This window comes from Luteimonas sp. RIT-PG2_3, from assembly GCF_054902115.1.
The window spans coordinates 316,454-332,796 of the sequence record NZ_JBUBPF010000004.1 but is presented as its reverse complement, the minus strand read 5'-3'; the positions used below and the strand labels follow the sequence as shown (position 1 = coordinate 332,796).

The following is a 16,343-nucleotide window of genomic DNA, read 5'->3' as shown; positions in this document are numbered from 1 at the left end:
ATTCCCCATTCCGACTCCCATTGCCATGCTGAAAATCGACAACCTCCACGCCTCGATTGGCGAACGCGAGATCCTCAAGGGCCTGACGCTGGACGTGAAGCCAGGCGAAGTGCACGCGATCATGGGCCCCAACGGCGCGGGCAAATCCACGCTGGGCAACATCCTGGCCGGTCGCGAGGGCTATGACATCACTGCCGGCAGCGCGCGCTTCGAAGACGGCGACCTGCTCGAACTCGCGCCCGAGGAACGCGCCGCGGCCGGCGTGTTCCTGGCCTTCCAGTACCCGGTCGAGATTCCCGGCGTCAACAACACCTATTTCCTGCGCAGCGCGCTGAACGCGCAGCGCAAGGTCCGCGGCGAGGCCGAACTCGATTCGATGGAGTTCCTCAAACTGGTGCGCCAGAAGCTCGCCGTGCTGCACCTCGACGACCGCCTGTTGCACCGCGGCGTCAACGAGGGCTTCTCCGGCGGCGAAAAGAAGCGCAACGAGATCTTCCAGCTCGCGGTGCTCGAACCCAAGCTCGCAATCCTCGACGAGACCGACTCCGGCCTCGACATCGACGCGCTCAAGAGCGTCGCCGATGGCGTCAACGCGCTGCGTTCGCCCGAACGTGCGTTCATCGTGATCACCCACTACCAGCGCCTGCTCGACTACATCAAGCCCGACGTCGTGCATGTGCTGGCCGATGGCCGCATCGTGCAGAGCGGCGGCCCGGAGCTGGCGCTGCAGCTGGAAGAGAAGGGCTACGCCTGGATCAAGGATCGGGTCGCGCCGGAGGCGGTCGCCTGATGAGTGCCCTGCTCGAATCGCTGGCCGCCGGCTTTTCCGGTGATGCGGCACGCAAGGCCGCACTCGATGCCGCGCTGCGCGACGGCCTGCCCGGCCCGCGCAGCGAAGCCTGGAAGTACACTTCGCTGCGCGCGCTGGAGCGGCGCACGTTCGCCACCGCGCCCGCCAATGCAGCCGCGACCGGCATCGACGCCACAGCGGGCCTGGCCGACATCCCGGCGCCGCGCCTGGTCTTCGTCAATGGCCATGCCGACACCGGCCTGAGCGACCTCGACGGGCTGCCCGCGCACGTCAGCGTGCGCCTGCGCACGGCCGAAGACGCGCCGGCCGAAGCGCCCACGGACGACGTCCAGGCCCGCCCCGGCGATGCGGTGTTCCGCAGACTCAACGCCGCACTGGCCAGCGATGGCGTGGTCGTGCACGCGTCCACTGGCGCCAACGACGGAACCGCCGTGCACCTGGTGTTTGTCGGTGTGCCCGCTGCCGGCGACCTCGCCTGGCACTTGCGCCACGATGTCCTGGTCGACGCCGGCGCGTCGCTGGCCGTGATCGAGCATCACCTCGACAGCGATGCCCACCGCCATCTCGACAACACCGCCACGACCGTCCGCGTGGCCGAAGGCGCGCAGCTGACGCATGTGCGCATCCAGCGCAAGATGGCCGGTGCGACCTCCTTCCTGCATACCGACGGCCAGTTGCGCGCCGATGCGCGCTACACCCGCATCGATGTCGAACTCGGCGGCGGCCTGACCCGCCACGAGCTCGACGTGCAACTGCTCGGCGACCGCGCGCAGCTGACCGCCAACGGCGTGCTGCTGGCGACCGGCCGCGCCCACGTCGAAACGCGCCTGGGCATCCGCCACCACGCCCGCGACACCAACTGCGGCCTGATGTGGCGCGGCATCGGCGATGCGCGTGGGCGCGTGGTCTTCCACGGCGGCATCACCATCGAAGCCGGTGCCGACGGCACCGACGCCCGCCTGTCGAACAAGAACCTCCTGCTGTCGAACACGGCCGAGATCGATACCCAGCCGGTGCTGGTCATCCATGCCGATGAAGTACAGGCCGCGCACGGCGCCACGGTCGGCCAGCTCGATGCCAACGCGATGTTCTACCTGCGTTCGCGCGGTTTGCCGGAGGCCGCGGCGCAGCAGTTGCTGACCACCGCCTTCGTGCGCGAGCCGCTGGCGCCGATCGCCGCCGGCGCATTGCGCGAAGCGGTACAGGCGCAGTTGAACATAGCGCTCAGCCAGACGGACGCGCGATGAGCGGATCGCCGTCCACCGCTCCGTCCCGTGATGGCGCTGCCGCAGGGTCGTCTGTGCCGCCCATGCCGTCCGTATCGTCCACGATCGACTGGCAGGCCGTGCGCGCGGACTTCCCGCTGCTGCAGCGCCAGGTGCACGGCAAGCCGCTGATCTACTTCGACAACGCCAACACCGGCCAGAAGCCGGTGACGGTGATCGAGGCGGTGGACGGCTTTTACCGGCACCACAATGCCAACGTCAGCCGGGCCGTGCACCAACTCGGCACCGAGGCGACCGAGTCCTACGAGGCCGCGCGCAGCAAGCTCGCGACGTTCCTCAATGTGCGCACCGACGAGTTGGTGCTGTGCAGCGGCACCACGTTCGCGATCAACCTGGTGGCCTATTCCTGGGCGCTGCCGCGCCTGCGCGCCGGGGACAAGATCCTGGTGTCGCGGATGGAGCACCACGCCAACATCGTGCCGTGGCAACTGGTGGCCGAACGCACCGGCGCCACGATCAAGGTCGCCGAGATCCTCGAGGACGGCAGCCTGGACCTGGACGCATTGCGCGCGTCGATGACCGCGGACGTCAAGCTGATCGCCCTCGCCCATGTCTCCAATGTGCTGGGCACGATCAACCCGGTGCGCGAGATCTGCCGCGAAGCGCGCAGGCACGGCATCGTCACCGTCATCGACGGCTCGCAGGCCGTGCCGCACCAGGCCGTCGACATCGCCGCGATCGGCTGCGACTTCTATGCATTGACCGGCCACAAGATGTGCGGCCCGACCGGCACCGGCGCGCTGTGGGCGCGACGCGAACACCTGCAGGCGATGCCGCCGTTCATCGGTGGCGGCGAGATGATCAAGCAGGTCAGCTTCGACGGCACCGTGTTCAACGACGCCCCGCACAAGTTCGAGGCCGGCACGCCGAACATCGCCGGCTTCGTCGGCCTGGGTGCGGCCGTCGACTACCTGTCCGCGCTGGGCATGGCGCAGGTCGCGTCGCGCGAGGCCGAACTGCTGGCACATCTCACCGAAGAACTGCAGCGCGTGGATGGCCTGCGCATCTTCGGCGCCGCGCCGCACAAGGCCGCCGTGGTGTCGTTCCTGGTCGAAGGCGCGCATGCGCACGACCTGGCGACGCTGCTCGACCTGGAGGGCGTGGCGATCCGCTCTGGCCAGCATTGCGCGCACCCTTTGTTGCAGTTCTTCGGTGTCGCCGCGACCTGCCGCGCCTCGCCCGCGTTCTACAACACGCACGAGGAAATCGAGGCCTTCGTGGCCGCGCTGAAGAAGGTCCGCACGCTGCTGGGCTGAGCCCTCCGGCCCAGCCGGTGCACGCTGCCAGCCCTCCCGACAGCAGGCTGGACCGCAGCATCGGGACGACTGCCAACGCCCGCGAGCGGACGCTAGAATGCCTGCCATGCAGACCATGACCTTCCGCGATGCCACCGAGGACGACATTCCCGTCCTCGTCGACCTGGTGACCAGCGCCTATCGTGGCGACAGCAGCCGTGCCGGCTGGACCACCGAGGCCGACCTGCTGACCGGCAACCGCATCGACATCGAGGTCCTGCGTCGCGACCTCACGCGCGACGGCAGCCGGGTCGTGCTGGCGTACCGCGACGGCGCCCTGGCTGCCTGCGCGCATATCGCGATCGAGGAAGGAGCCGGTTACTTCGGCATGTTCGCAGTGGCTCCGGGCCAACAGGGCGGCGGCATCGGCAATGCCGTACTGGAAGAATGCGAACGCTACGCCCGCGAGGAATGGCGCCTGGCGACGATGCGGATGATGGTCATCGACCTTCGCCACGAACTGATCGCCTGGTACGAACGCCGCGGCTATCGTCGTACCGGCATCCACAAGCCGTTCCCCTATGGCGATGCCCGCTTCGGCGAACCCCAGCGCGACGACCTGCGCTTCGAGGTCCTGGAAAAGCCGCTGGTGCAGGATGCGGTGGCCCCGGCGTGAGCGAGATCTGGACCTTCATCTGCGCGACCGCCGAACTGTTGCCGGGCGAACTCCGCCAGGGCTTCGATGAGGTCACCGGCACGCCGCTGGTGGTCTTCAACCACCAAGGCGAGCTGTACGCGCTGGAAGACCGCTGCAGCCACGAGGACTTCGAACTCTCGCCCGGCGAGTACGACGCGGAGGCCGGCACCATCGAATGCGTGCTGCATGGCGCCCGCTTCGATGTCCGCGACGGCCGGGCCCTTTGCGCCCCGGCATATGAGCCGGTCGCCAAGTTTCCGGTCAAGGTCGAGCACGGCGGCGTCTGGAGCCGCGACGACCGCGACTGACGCGCGCCACGCGATCCGGGCCGCATCCGGGCGACGCGGCTGGGGCCCGCGCAGCTGACGTCCACGCCACTGACACCCTTTCTCCACACGTGACCGCTCGTCGGGCCACCGCGACGGCATGCGCGCAATCTCCTCGATGTCCACTTGGCGATGTCCTGTCGACTGCCGCCCGGAGCCGTCATCTGCCCCGTGTCGCGACGCCGCGTTGGGCAGCGGCAAGACCTTGTTTCGGCCTTCGCGGCCTAATCGAGGCTGCCGGAAGGACCTGGGCGACCAGCCCGCACCCCCCTGATGTCCTCCCGACGCCCGCCTTGCAGCGTCGTCGGAGCATCCAACCGGGTTCCAAGAAGAATGACTCTTGTTAACCCTTGCGGATAGCAACCATTCTCATATAATCATTCCCTTGATCTGGGGCCTTGCCCCGTGGGGATCTTCGGGACCGTGCAACCGCAGCCGCTCAATCACAGGAGCCATCCACGCCAGCACCTCGCGCCCGCGCGCCTGGTCACGCTGCTGGCACTGGTGTGCCTGCTGCTTGGCGCGGCATCGACGGCCATCGGCAGTACGCCATGCCTCGCGTGGTCGGCATCCAGCGCTCCCCTGCAGAGCATCGCCGCACCTGCCGACGAGGGTGCGCCCCCCTTCGCCTCCCCCCGCACGCATGTCGGCAAGGTCCGCCGCCCAGCGGGCTGGACTCCGCAACCCGGCACGATCGCCCAGTCGCTGCTCACCGAGATCGCCGCCTTCGTGCTGGCGTTGAATGCCGGCAGCCTTGCGCTGGCGGCCCGCGATCACGCGGCACCCGCACAGGTTCCGCTGGCGACGACCGCCGCGTCGGTACCCGCGCACCAGTACCCACCAGGACAGGCGCCTCCCGGCCCGCACGCCTGAAGCCGCGCGGATCCGCTTCCGCGGCTTCGCTGACCGGCCTGCCCCAGGCGCCCTGGCTGCGCTGACGCACCTACGCAGACCCGCCTGAGCAGAGCAGTTCTGACCAGGCCCGCTTGAATCACATTGCCCGAGCCACCGCTCCCGGGCAGGTTCGTTTCCGCCTGCGTGCCTGTGCCCGCACCACCGCGCCTGCGTCGACACAGGTTCGACGCCCGCCCCTTGCTTCGCCTTCCACTGCCGTCCCGGTGGCTCCACCGGTCGCACGTGCCCCTTACCCTAGCCTCTTGAGAACCCTCCCATGTCCCGATCCCTCCGACTTCGCCGGAACGCGCTCGCCGCGACCATCCTGATGTCCTTGAGCACTGCCGCCGCCGCGCAAACCGCGCTGCCGCAGGACGATGCCAAGAACCTCGACACCGTCGTGGTGACCGCCGCCGGCTTCGAACAGAAGCTCACCGATGCGCCGGCCAGCATCAGCATCGTCACCCGGGAAGAACTGGTGAAACGCCCCTACATCACGCTGATCGATGCAGTGCGCGATCTCGAAGGCGTCGACGTTGGCGAGACCTCCGACAAGACCGGCCAGAAGACCATCAGCATGCGCGGCATGGGCTCGGACTACACCCTGATCCTGATCGACGGCCGCCGCCAGAACAACCACGGCGACATCTATCCCAATAGCTTCGGCGGCAACCAGTTCAACCATATCCCGCCGCTGGACATGATCGAACGCATCGAAGTGATCCGTGGCCCGGCTTCGACGCTGTACGGCGCCGACGCGCTCGGCGGCGTCATCAACATCATCACCCGCAAGGTCGGCGACCGCTGGTACGGCTCGGCGACGGTCTCGCACAACTTCCAGGAAAACGATGATTTCGGCAGCGACAGCACCTTCGACTTCGCGGTGATGGGCCCGCTGGTCGAAGGCAAGCTCGGCATCGGCGTGCGCGGCTCCTGGTACGAACGCAATGCCTCCACGCCCGAGTACGAAACCATCACCGCGCCCGACGGCACGACCTTCGAACGCTCGCTGGGCTTCGGTGGCGGCGGCAAGACCGTCGACAACACCAACAAGAGCGCGGGCGTCACGCTCAGCTGGACGCCGACCGACCACCAGAGCGTGATCTTCGACTACGACACCTCCAGGCAGGTCTACGACAACACGCCGTACGTCAACAATCTGGGCACGGAGACCTACCCGCTGGGCACCGTGGACGGCCTCGCAGGCCTCTGGCGCGCCGCGCCGCAGGTCGGCTACACGGCAGACCAGAAATTCACCCGCGACCAATGGTCGGTCACGCACCAGGGCCAGTGGACATTCGGCAACAGCTTCGTCTCCCTGGCCGGCATCGAGACCGGCAACCATGGCCGCACGCTGCCGTTCACGGTCGAAGAGCGCCTGCTCCATCGCGACATCTACTGCAGCAATGCCGCGACCTGCGCCACCGGTCCCTACGCCGGACAGACGCACGCGCAGCGCCAGCAGTTGCTGGTCAGCACCTTCCTGCCGCGCCCGAAGCGCACGATGGAAAGCAGCCAGTACACGCTCGACGCCAAGCTCGATTTCGCGATCGGCGAACAGCATCGCTTCATCGTCGGCGGCCAGGTCATCGACGGTGAACTCGAGGATGGCGTGTTCGGCATGGAGGGCGGTGGCGACGGCGCGGGTACCGTGCAGGAGCACAAGATGTGGGCGCTGTTCGCGGAGGACAACTGGAGCCCGATCGACGCGCTGACCATCACCTTCGGCCTGCGCCACGACGACCACAACGTCTTCGGCAGCCAGCTGAGCCCGCGCGCCTATGCGGTGTGGGACCTCGGCCCGGGCTGGACGCTGAAGGGTGGCGTCAGCACCGGCTACAAGACGCCCAAGACCACCGACCTCTACGACGGCATCACCGGCTTCGGCTCGCAGGGCACCCTGCCCTTCGTCGGCAACCCCGACCTGCAACCGGAAACCAGCGTCAACGGCGAAGTCGCGCTGTACTGGACCTCGGTCGACAACGTGCACAACTTCAACGTCACGGTCTTCCGCAACGACTTCAAGGACAAGATCACGCGCGGCGAAACCAACCAGAGCTGCGCGCAGACCGGCGGCGTGCGTCCCTGCGCCAACCTCGGAGACTTCGCACTGCTTGGCTACACGAGCTACGCGCAGAACATCAACATCGACGAGGTCCGCATCCAGGGTGCAGAAATTGCAGGACGCTGGGGCATCAGCGAAAGCTTCTCGCTGCGCGCCAACTACACCTACACCGACAGCGAGCAGCTCAGCGGTACGCAGCAGGGCCTGCCGCTGACCAATACGGCCAAGCACATGGCCAACGCCACGCTGAGCTGGCAGGCCAGCGAGGCCTTCAGCATGCAGCTCATCACCGAAGCACGCTCCAAGCGCTACCGCGACATGCTCAACGGCGTGCGTCGCGACTACGAGGATTACACGGTGTTCCACCTCGGCGCGCAGTACCGCTTCAGCGACCACGTCAGCGTCAACGCCCGCATCAACAACCTGCTCGATGAAGACTTCACGACGTTCCAGACGGTGTGGACGCAGACCGGAGGCGTCTATGCTCCGACCTACCTCGACGATTTCAACAACAAGGACAAGTCGCGAAATCTCTGGCTGAGCCTCAACGTCAGCTTCTGATCGCCGTCCGCCCCCGGTGCGCCATGCGCCGGGGGCAGGCTGGCCCCGCTCATCACGGCAGCGGATCGATCCTGATCAACAGGGCCTCGCCGCCGCCATCGAGGGCATGGCGCTGCCGCTGCGCACCCGCGCGCAGCAGGACGGTGTCGCCAGCGCCGATGTCGATCTCATCCGGACCCGGCATCCGCGCCTGCCCGGCCAGCAGATGGACCACCCAAGTCTGTCCAGGGTCGACGAACACGACCATGCCGCCAACCAGCGGCCGATGCAGCAACTGCGCCGCGACGCGATCGCGTCGCCACATCAGATTGAAATCCTCGGTGCGACCATCGGTCAGCACCCCGGTCACGCCGCGTTCGCCGGCAAAGCGCAAGCGCTGGAACGGCCGCTCCAGCAGATGCTCAACGCCATCGTCGAAGCACAGCCGCAGGCCATGCCCCTGCAGCAGCACCAGCTCGCGATCAATACCGGGGAACGTCGAGAACGGCGCGTCCTGCTCGATTTCGGCAATCGATAAACGCCACAACCAGTCATCGGCCGCCACGGCTGGGCCATCGGCGACCCGCCTGGAGTCAGCAGCCGCGACAGCACCGGGTTCGACATGGATCTCGCGCGTCCAACCGGCGCCGTTCTTCCACCGGCCGCGCCGATACGAGGCGGACGGGATCCACTGCGCGAGCGTGGAAACAGGATGTTCGGCGGGTATGTCCATCGTGGAAGTGTAGCGCCCGCGCCTCAAGCCCTGCGCCAGGCTGGCACACGCGGCGTCCCGCGAGCGCCTGCCTCCACGTGACGGAATCCCCCGCCGGGCACTGCGATGCCAGGCGGGGGACATACCTCCATGTCGCGGCGATCCTGCCGCATGTCGGGCGTCCTGCCCTCCTCTCCCGGTACACGCCTGCGTGGATGCCACAGGCAGGCGCCGGGGTTCCACTGCGTAGGCCCGCGTCCCTGCTGACCTGCGCTGATCCGGGTCTGCTCTGGATCGATCAGTTGCTGCGCGCGACCGTCCTGGCCGCAGCGGGCTGCTGCCGCTCCGGCGCGGGCGGCGTCACCACGATCAGCTCGCGATTGCGTTCGACCGTTTTCAGGCCGATGCCGGTGACCAGCGCCAGTTGTTCGGCGCTCTTGAACGCGCCGTTGACCTTGCGGTATTCGACGATCGCCTCGGCCTTCGCCGGCCCGACGTTGTGCAGCACACGTTCCAGCGTGGCGGCATCGGCGGTGTTGATGTTGACGGTCTCGTTGGCAAGGGCGTGGCCCATCAGCGCGAACGACAGCAACAGCGAAGCAAACAGCGTCTTGAGGGTATTCATGTTCATGTCCATTACTCCTGTCGATGGATTCCTTTCCTGCCGGCCCGTTGCCTGCAGCCGGTGAATGAAGTCTCCGCTGTGGGCCTGCGCCCGCGTATCGCCGGAAGCTGCACCGCACACCCGGTGAATGCCCCATTGCGGCGTAGGAAAAGTCCCAGGACGGTCGCGGTAGAATTGGCCGACACGCCAGCAGGACCAGACACGATGGACGCCCGCAAGATCGAAGACTTTGTTTCACGCAAATGGGACGACGACATCGTCCCGCAGCTCGTCGAGTACATCCGTATCCCCAACAAGTCGCCGATGTTCGATGCCGACTGGGAAGCGCATGGCCATATGGAAGCTGCGGTGGTCCTGATGGAGCGCTGGGCCAGTGCGCAGGACGTCCCGGGCATGACGGTCGAGGTCGTGCGCCTGGCAGGCCGTACGCCGCTGATCTTCATCGACATCCCCGCCAGCCACGGGGGCAGCAACGACGATTGCGTGCTGCTGTACGGCCACCTGGACAAGCAGCCGGAAATGACCGGCTGGGACGAGGACCTCGGCCCCTGGACGCCGGTCATCAAGGGCGACCGTCTGTATGGCCGCGGCGGCGCCGACGACGGTTACGCGATCTTCGGCTCGCTGGCCGCGATCCTGGCGGTGCAGGCGCAGCAGTTGCCGCATGCGCGCTGCGTGGTGCTGATCGAAGCCTGCGAGGAATCGGGCAGCTACGACCTGCCGGCCTATGTCGACCATCTCGCGGGACGCATCGGCAAGCCGTCGCTGGTGGTCTGCCTGGATTCGGGTTGCGGCAATTACGACCAGCTGTGGTGCACGACCTCGCTGCGCGGACTGGCTGGCGGCAACCTGACGGTCAAGGTGCTGGAGGAAGGCGTGCATTCGGGCGATGCCTCCGGCGTGGTGCCGTCGAGCTTCCGCCTGCTGCGCCAGTTGCTGTCGCGGCTGGAGGACGAGACCAGCGGCCGGATCCTGGTCGAAGGCCTGCACGCGCAGGTGCCGTCCGATCGCCTGGTGCAGGCGCAGAAGTGTGCCGACGTGCTCGGCAACGAGATCTACGACAAGTTCCCGCTGCTGCCCGGCATGACGCCGATGAGCGACAACCTGGTCGAACTGGTGCTCAACCGCACCTGGCGTCCGGCGCTGTCGGTCACCGGGGCCGATGGCCTACCGCCGCTGGCCTCCGCCGGCAACGTGCTGCGTCCACAGACCTCGGTCAAGCTATCCCTGCGCCTGCCGCCCACCGTGGAGGGCGCACCTGCCGGCGAGCTGTTGAAGGACGTCCTGCTGCGCGATCCACCGAATGGCGCGCAGGTCACGCTGGACCTCGAAAAACCGGCGACCGGCTGGAACGCGCCGGCCATGTCGCCGTGGCTGGAGAAGGCGATCGACACCGCCAGCGCGGAGTTCTTCGGCAAGCCGGCGATGTACATGGGCGAAGGCGGCTCGATCCCGTTCATGGGCATGCTCGGCGAGAAGTTCCCGGGCGCGCAGTTCATGATCACCGGCGTACTCGGCCCGCACTCCAACGCGCACGGCCCCAACGAGTTCCTGCACATCCCGATGGGCAAGCGGGTCACCGCCAGCGTCGCCCGCGTCATCGTCGAGCACCACCTGGCCAGCCAGCGCGGCGAGACTTCGGGCGTGGCGGTCGCGGCCGACAGTGGCGATCGCCACGGCGACCACGGCTGCTGCTGAGGCCATCGGCGGCCGCGATCCGGCCGCCTGCGGCCATGCCGCGAAGATCGCCCGCCGCGCGGGCCTCTTCGCGGCACGACGGCTGACGCGGGTGAGGCATCGTCCAGCAGCGAGCCAGCCCAGGCCTGCCCCAGCCCAGCCCCAGCCTTCCATGGGAGCTGTTTCCCGGGGCTGCCGCCCCCCGATCCGGCGGCCTTCCAACCTGCTACGCTGCGGTCCACCACCGACCTGACGAAGGGGGCTCCATGGAACTGTTTGGCAGCAGCAACTGGCTCTACATCATCCTGATCGGCCTGATCGTGGGCGTGCTTGCGCGCCTGCTGAAGCCAGGCAAGGACGGCATGGGCATCATCCTGACCATCGTGCTCGGCATCGCTGGCGCATTGCTGGCGGGCTTCGTCGGGCAACAGGTCGGCTGGTATGCACCGGGCCAGGCTGCCGGCTTCATCGCCTCGACGGTCGGCGCGATCGTGATCCTGGTCATCGTCGCCCTACTGCGAAAGAAGCGCTGAACCCCCGCTGGCGACCCCAGCGGCACAAAAAAAAGCCGGGCATGTGCCCGGCTTTTTTGTTGCCTGCTCCGCGCTGGGCCTCTCGATCAGCCCAGCAGGTAGTCCACGACCTGCTGCGCCAGGGCTTCTGAGGATTCGGACACGGTGCCGAGCACCAGTTCCGCATGCTCCGGGGCTTCGTACGGCGAATCGATGCCGGTGAAGTTGGGCAGTTCGCCGCGACGCGCCTTTGCGTACAGACCCTTGACGTCGCGACGCTCGGCTTCGGCCAGCGGCGTATCGACATGGACTTCGACAAAGTCACCATCGGCGAACAGCGCACGCGCCGCCGCACGCTCGGCACGGAACGGCGAGATGAAGCTGACCAGCACGATCAGGCCGGCGTCGGTCATCAGCTTGGCCACTTCGGCCACCCGTCGCTGGTTCTCGACGCGATCCTCGTCGGTGAAGCCGAGGTCGCGGTTGAGGCCATGACGGACGTTGTCGCCGTCGAGCAGGTAGGTATGCAGCCCCTGCGCGAGCAGCTTGCGTTCCACCAGGTTGGCGATCGTCGACTTGCCGGCACCGGACAGGCCGGTGAACCAGAGACAGCGTGGATGCTGGCCCTTCAGCGCCGCGCGCGCGTTGCGGTCGACGTCCAGCGCCTGCCAGTGGATGTTGTCCGCGCGGCGCAGGCCGTGGCGGATCATGCCGGCACCGACGGTGGCACGAGTGATCGCATCGACCAGGATGAAACCGCCGAGCGCGCTGTTCTCACGATACGGCGCAAACGCCACCGGCGCGTCGAGCGACAGCACGATCTCGCCGATGTCGTTGCTCTCCAGGCGCTTGGCGGCCAGGGGCTGCAGGCTCTGCGGATCGAGCTTGTGCTTGAGCTCGCTGACCCGCGCGCCCACGGTGCGCGTGGCCAGCTTGAACTGGTAACGACGACCCGGCAGCAGCGGCGCGTCGTCGAACCACAGTACGTCGGCCTGCAACTGGTCGCTGGCGGCCAACGGTGCCTCGGCGGCCGCGATGACGTCTCCGCGACCGGCGTCGACATCGTCGGCCAGGCGCAGGTTGACCGCCTGGCCGAGCACGGCCTGCGCGGCCGGGTGGCCCGACACCACCAGTTCGGCGATCGTGCTCGGCGCGCCATCGGGTTCGACCCGGATGTGGTCGCCGACACGCAACAGGCCCGATGCCAGCGTCCCCGCCAGCCAACGCTGGCCGGCGCCATCGCGCAACACCGCCTGCACCGGCAGGCGGAACGCGGTGGTCGCATCCGCCAGGGCCACGTCCACGGTTTCGAGATGCTCGAGCACGCTCGGGCCGTCGTACCAGGTCACGTTCGGCGAGCGCGTGGTCACGTTGTCGCCGACCGCGGCCGCCAGCGGAATCGCGACGACGTCGGCAATGCCCAGGCGCGCGGCATGCTCGCGGTAGGCGTCGGCGATGCCGTCGAACAACGCTTGGTCGTAGCCGACGCGGTCGAGCTTGTTGACCGCCAGCAGCACATGGCGCACGCCGAACAGCGAGGCGATCGCGGTGTGCCGGTAGGTCTGCGGCAACAGTCCCTTGGTGGCATCCACCAGCACGATCGCAAGGTCGGCGACCGATGCGCCGGTGGCCATGTTGCGGGTGTACTGGGCGTGTCCCGGGCAATCGGCGATCAGGAAGCGGCGCTTGGCCGTCTCCAGATGGCGCCAGGCCACGTCGATGGTGATGCCCTGCTCACGCTCGGCTTCGAGGCCGTCCAGCAGCAAGGCGTAGTCGATGTCGGCGCCGCGCGTGCCGTGGCTCGCACTTGCTTTCTCGAGCGCGGCGCGCTCATCGTCGGGCACGCGGCCGGCTTCGTGCAGCAACCGTCCGATCAGGGTGCTCTTGCCGTCGTCGACGCTGCCGCAGGCCACCACGCGGAGGAAGTCACGCGCCATCAGAAATACCCCTCGCGCTTCTTCTTTTCCATCGAATCCCCATCGGCGTGGTCGATCAGTCGACCCGCCCGCTCGCTCATGCCGCTGCCTTCCATCTCGTCGATGATGGCGTCCAGGCTGGTCGCCTCCGACTCCACCGCGCCGGTCAGCGGATAGCAGCCCAGCGTGCGGAAACGGACCCGGCGCTCTTCGATCCGCTCGCCGGGCTGCAGCACGAAGCGTTCGTCGTCGGCCATGATCCAGGTGCCGTCGCGCCGGACCACCGGACGTTCGGCGGCGAAGTACAGGGGAACCACCGGAATGCGCTCGCGGCGGATGTAGTGCCAGACGTCGCGTTCGGTCCAGTTGGAGATCGGGAACACGCGCACGCTGTCGCCCGGGGCGACGCGCGCGTTGTACAGATCCCACAGTTCGGGACGCTGGCGGCGTGGGTCCCAGCGATGCTGGCCATCGCGGAACGAGAACACGCGCTCCTTGGCCCGCGACTTTTCCTCGTCGCGACGAGCACCGCCGATCGCGGCGTCATAACCGCCGAGCGCCAGCGCCTGCTTCAGGCCCTGGGTCTTCATGATTTCGGTATGCACCGCCGCGCCATGCGACTGCGGACCGACGCCGTCGCGCACGCCGTCGGGGTTGATGTGCACGCGCAGCTCCAGCCCGGTTTCCTCGGCACGCCGGTCGCGGAAGGCGATCATCTCGCGGAACTTCCAGGTGGTATCGACATGCAGCAGCGGGATCGGCGGCAGCGCCGGCGCGAACGCCTTCAGCAGCAGGTGCAGCAGCACCGAGCTGTCCTTGCCGATCGAGTACAGCAGCACGGGATTGCGGCATTCGGCCGCGACCTCGCGCAGGATGTGCAGGCTCTCGGCTTCGAGGCGGTCGAGGTCGGCCGCGCTGGCGCGGGAGCTGGGAGGTGTTCGGGTCATGTTGTCAGAGGGTACGCGGGCCAATGTGGCGCCGCCAACGGGAGGGTATTTAGCCAGTCCGGCGATCCCGCCGATAAATGACCGCAGGGCATGACCCAATAACCTACGGTCCTTTCCGCCCATCACAGTGTCTCTCTAGGCTTTGCCGCACTCCCCGGATTCCCGGACACGGCCGTTTTTGCCCGATGTCACTTCCCTCCGCACTGTCAGCCCCGCCCCTCGCCAGCGAAACGGTCGACGCGATCGCCCGCGTTACCTCGCAGCTCGACGCCGCCGGGCTCTGGTGGCTGTCGGGCTATGCCGCTGGGCTGGCCAGCCATCGCGGAGGTACCGCGCTGGCCGCCCCGTCGTTGCCGGCGCGCCATGACGCCGCGGCCGAGGCAGCCACGTCCGAGCGCCTGACCATCGTCTACGGCAGCCAGACCGGCAATGCACGCCGCGTGGCCGAGCGCCTGTCGACGGAGATCGAAGCCTCGGGCCTGCCGGTCAGGCTGCTGCGCGCGGACGCCTACCCGGTCCGCGAACTCAAGGCCGAACGCTATCTCTATATCGTCATCAGCACCCAGGGCGAGGGCGACCCGCCGGACGACGCGCTGGACCTGTATGCCCTGATCACCGGCAAGCGCGCACCCAGGCTCGAGCAACTGCATTTCGCCGTGCTCGGCCTCGGCGACTCCAGCTACCCGCAGTTCTGCGCGGTCGGCCAGCGCCTGGACGAGCGCCTGGCCGAACTGGGCGCGACCCGCCTGCTGGCACGCGGCGACGCCGACCTGGACATCGACAGCGTCGCCACGCCGTGGCACGCGCAGGCCCTGGCTGCGGCGAAGGACGCGCTCAAGCCGCGCGCCTCGGCCACGATCACCCCGCTGCGCCCGGCCGCACATGCGCCGTCAGCCTTCCATCGCGATCACCCCTTCCAGGCCGAGCTGCTGGTCAACCAGCGCATCACCACGCGCAACAGCAGCAAGGACATCCGCCACATCGAGCTGTCGCTGGAGGGCTCCGGCCTGCGCTACGCCCCTGGCGACGCGCTGGGCCTGTGGCCGCGCAACCCGCAGCCGCTGGTGGATGCCGTGCTGGAGACGCTGTCGCTCGACGGCGACGCCGTGGTGACGGCCGACGACCAGCCACTGCCGCTGCGTGACTGGCTGCGCGACAAGCGCGAACTGACCCGGCTGGCCCGCCCGTTCATCGTGGCCCATGCCGAACGTGCCGGCGACGCGGCCCTGGCCGCCCTGCTGGCGCCGGACCAGTCGGCGCAGCTGAGCCGCTGGATCGAGACCAGCCAGGTCATCGACCTGCTGCAGCAGGCGCCGGACGCCTGGGACGCCCAGACCCTGGTCGGCGCGCTGCGCCCGCTGACGCCGCGCCTGTACTCGATCGCATCCAGTCAGAAGGTCGCCGACGATGGCGTCCACCTGACCATCGCGCATGTCGAATACGCCGCCGGCCAGCAGACCCGCTGGGGTGCGGCCTCGCATCAGCTGGCCTCGGCCGCGGAGGGCGATCGCCTGCCGGTGTACATCGAGCCCAACGAACGCTTCCACCTGCCCGCCGACGCCTCGCGCGACGTGATCATGATCGGCCCCGGCACCGGCGTCGCGCCGTTCCGCGCCTTCGTGCAGGAACGTGCCGAGACCGGCGCCAGCGGCCGCAACTGGCTGTTCTTCGGCAACCCGCATTTCAGCAGCGACTTCCTGTACCAGCTGGAATGGCAGCGCGCGCTCAAGTCCGGCGAGCTGTCGCGCATCGACCTGGCGTTCTCGCGTGACCGCGCGCACAAGGTCTATGTGCAGGACCGCATCCGCGAACAGGCCCGCGAGCTGTACCAGTGGTTGCAGGACGGTGCGCATCTGTACATCTGCGGTGCGATCAGCATGGGCAAGGGCGTGCACGAAGCGCTGCTCGATGTCTTCGCCGGCCAGAACGGCGGCGACCGCGATGCCGCCGCCGAATCGCTCAACGAACTCCAGCGCCAGGGCCGCTATGCCCGCGACGTCTACTGAGCCGTCGATCCGAGTGCAGGCCACACGGGCAACCGCCGACATGACCCTCCCCACCCGACACCGCAGGTCGCGCCGCCCGGCGCACCCACGCCAC

14 protein-coding genes are annotated in these 16,343 nt (G+C 68.0%); 10 read left to right on the top strand and 4 right to left on the bottom strand.

From position 1 onward, the window contains the following. The first annotated feature begins 25 nt into the window (after positions 1–25). From sufC to ACYX7E_RS08410, 7 genes are all read left to right on the top strand, one after another. Positions 26–790, top strand: coding sequence for a Fe-S cluster assembly ATPase SufC (sufC, locus tag ACYX7E_RS08440; protein WP_462080125.1), 765 nt, complete (start codon positions 26–28; stop codon positions 788–790). After that, positions 790–2,058: a Fe-S cluster assembly protein SufD gene (gene sufD / locus ACYX7E_RS08435; RefSeq protein WP_462080124.1), complete on the top strand. Its 1,269-nt coding sequence runs from the start codon at positions 790–792 to the stop codon at positions 2,056–2,058. Before sufC ends, sufD begins: the two co-directional genes overlap by 1 nt. A gap of 62 nt (positions 2,059–2,120) precedes the next feature. Beyond that, complete coding sequence (locus ACYX7E_RS08430) at positions 2,121–3,353, top strand: cysteine desulfurase (protein ID WP_462080123.1); 1,233 nt, start codon at positions 2,121–2,123, stop codon at positions 3,351–3,353. Positions 3,354–3,459: 106 nt separating this feature from the next. After that, on the top strand, positions 3,460–4,008 hold the full coding sequence (locus ACYX7E_RS08425; RefSeq protein WP_462080122.1) for a GNAT family N-acetyltransferase: 549 nt from the start codon (positions 3,460–3,462) through the stop codon (positions 4,006–4,008). Next, entirely contained in the window at positions 4,005–4,337 is a 333-nt protein-coding gene (locus tag ACYX7E_RS08420; RefSeq protein ID WP_462080121.1) for a non-heme iron oxygenase ferredoxin subunit, read from the top strand. Before ACYX7E_RS08425 ends, ACYX7E_RS08420 begins: the two co-directional genes overlap by 4 nt. A gap of 423 nt (positions 4,338–4,760) precedes the next feature. After that, complete coding sequence (locus tag ACYX7E_RS08415) at positions 4,761–5,228, top strand: hypothetical protein (protein ID WP_462080120.1); 468 nt, start codon at positions 4,761–4,763, stop codon at positions 5,226–5,228. A gap of 349 nt (positions 5,229–5,577) precedes the next feature. Then, the gene (locus ACYX7E_RS08410) at positions 5,578–7,875 is read left to right on the top strand and encodes a TonB-dependent receptor domain-containing protein (protein ID WP_462080119.1); all 2,298 of its coding nucleotides are present in this window, start codon (positions 5,578–5,580) and stop codon (positions 7,873–7,875) included. A 52-nt stretch (positions 7,876–7,927) separates the two neighbouring features. Here the strand turns inward: ACYX7E_RS08410 and ACYX7E_RS08405 are convergent, their stop codons facing one another. After that, on the bottom strand, positions 7,928–8,587 hold the full coding sequence (locus tag ACYX7E_RS08405) for a HutD/Ves family protein (protein ID WP_462080118.1): 660 nt from the start codon (positions 8,585–8,587) through the stop codon (positions 7,928–7,930). 277 nt (positions 8,588–8,864) lie between these two features. After that, positions 8,865–9,191 (bottom strand): ComEA family DNA-binding protein, encoded by a 327-nt coding sequence (locus ACYX7E_RS08400; protein WP_462080254.1) that lies wholly within the window; start codon positions 9,189–9,191, stop codon positions 8,865–8,867. 204 nt (positions 9,192–9,395) lie between these two features. Between ACYX7E_RS08400 and ACYX7E_RS08395 the strand changes: the two genes are divergently transcribed. Both ACYX7E_RS08395 and ACYX7E_RS08390 read left to right on the top strand, forming a co-directional pair. After that, positions 9,396–10,889 carry a M20 family metallopeptidase gene (locus ACYX7E_RS08395; RefSeq protein ID WP_462080117.1) on the top strand — a complete coding sequence of 498 codons (1,494 nt, stop codon included), beginning with the start codon at positions 9,396–9,398 and terminating at the stop codon, positions 10,887–10,889. Between the two features lie 245 nt (positions 10,890–11,134). After that, positions 11,135–11,401, top strand: a complete 267-nt coding sequence (locus ACYX7E_RS08390; protein WP_462080116.1) for a GlsB/YeaQ/YmgE family stress response membrane protein — start codon at positions 11,135–11,137, stop codon at positions 11,399–11,401. Between the two features lie 86 nt (positions 11,402–11,487). Here the strand turns inward: ACYX7E_RS08390 and cysC are convergent, their stop codons facing one another. Beyond that, the gene (gene cysC, locus ACYX7E_RS08385) at positions 11,488–13,317 is read right to left on the bottom strand and encodes an adenylyl-sulfate kinase (RefSeq protein ID WP_462080115.1); all 1,830 of its coding nucleotides are present in this window, start codon (positions 13,315–13,317) and stop codon (positions 11,488–11,490) included. After that, positions 13,317–14,243: a sulfate adenylyltransferase subunit CysD gene (gene cysD, locus ACYX7E_RS08380; protein ID WP_462080114.1), complete on the bottom strand. Its 927-nt coding sequence runs from the start codon at positions 14,241–14,243 to the stop codon at positions 13,317–13,319. Before cysD ends, cysC begins: the two co-directional genes overlap by 1 nt. A gap of 185 nt (positions 14,244–14,428) precedes the next feature. On the opposite strand from cysD, the gene ACYX7E_RS08375 reads away from it, so the two are divergent. Further along, positions 14,429–16,249: an assimilatory sulfite reductase (NADPH) flavoprotein subunit gene (locus ACYX7E_RS08375; RefSeq protein WP_462080113.1), complete on the top strand. Its 1,821-nt coding sequence runs from the start codon at positions 14,429–14,431 to the stop codon at positions 16,247–16,249. Positions 16,250–16,343 lie beyond the last annotated feature (94 nt).

Bases quoted from the DNA above. Each gene is read 5' to 3' on its own strand.
- ACYX7E_RS08375 (WP_462080113.1), top strand. From the start codon at position 14,429: ATGTCACTTCCCTCCGCACTGTCAGCCCCGCCCCTCGCCAGCGAAACG.
- ACYX7E_RS08390 (WP_462080116.1), top strand. From the start codon at position 11,135: ATGGAACTGTTTGGCAGCAGCAACTGGCTCTACATCATCCTGATCGGC.
- ACYX7E_RS08425 (WP_462080122.1), top strand. From the start codon at position 3,460: ATGCAGACCATGACCTTCCGCGATGCCACCGAGGACGACATTCCCGTC.
- cysD (WP_462080114.1), bottom strand. From the start codon at position 14,243: ATGACCCGAACACCTCCCAGCTCCCGCGCCAGCGCGGCCGACCTCGAC.
- ACYX7E_RS08400 (WP_462080254.1), bottom strand. From the start codon at position 9,191: ATGAATACCCTCAAGACGCTGTTTGCTTCGCTGTTGCTGTCGTTCGCG.
- ACYX7E_RS08395 (WP_462080117.1), top strand. From the start codon at position 9,396: ATGGACGCCCGCAAGATCGAAGACTTTGTTTCACGCAAATGGGACGAC.
- ACYX7E_RS08430 (WP_462080123.1), top strand. From the start codon at position 2,121: ATGCCGTCCGTATCGTCCACGATCGACTGGCAGGCCGTGCGCGCGGAC.
- ACYX7E_RS08410 (WP_462080119.1), top strand. From the start codon at position 5,578: ATGTCCTTGAGCACTGCCGCCGCCGCGCAAACCGCGCTGCCGCAGGAC.
- cysC (WP_462080115.1), bottom strand. From the start codon at position 13,317: ATGGCGCGTGACTTCCTCCGCGTGGTGGCCTGCGGCAGCGTCGACGAC.
- sufD (WP_462080124.1), top strand. From the start codon at position 790: ATGAGTGCCCTGCTCGAATCGCTGGCCGCCGGCTTTTCCGGTGATGCG.
- sufC (WP_462080125.1), top strand. From the start codon at position 26: ATGCTGAAAATCGACAACCTCCACGCCTCGATTGGCGAACGCGAGATC.
- ACYX7E_RS08405 (WP_462080118.1), bottom strand. From the start codon at position 8,587: ATGGACATACCCGCCGAACATCCTGTTTCCACGCTCGCGCAGTGGATC.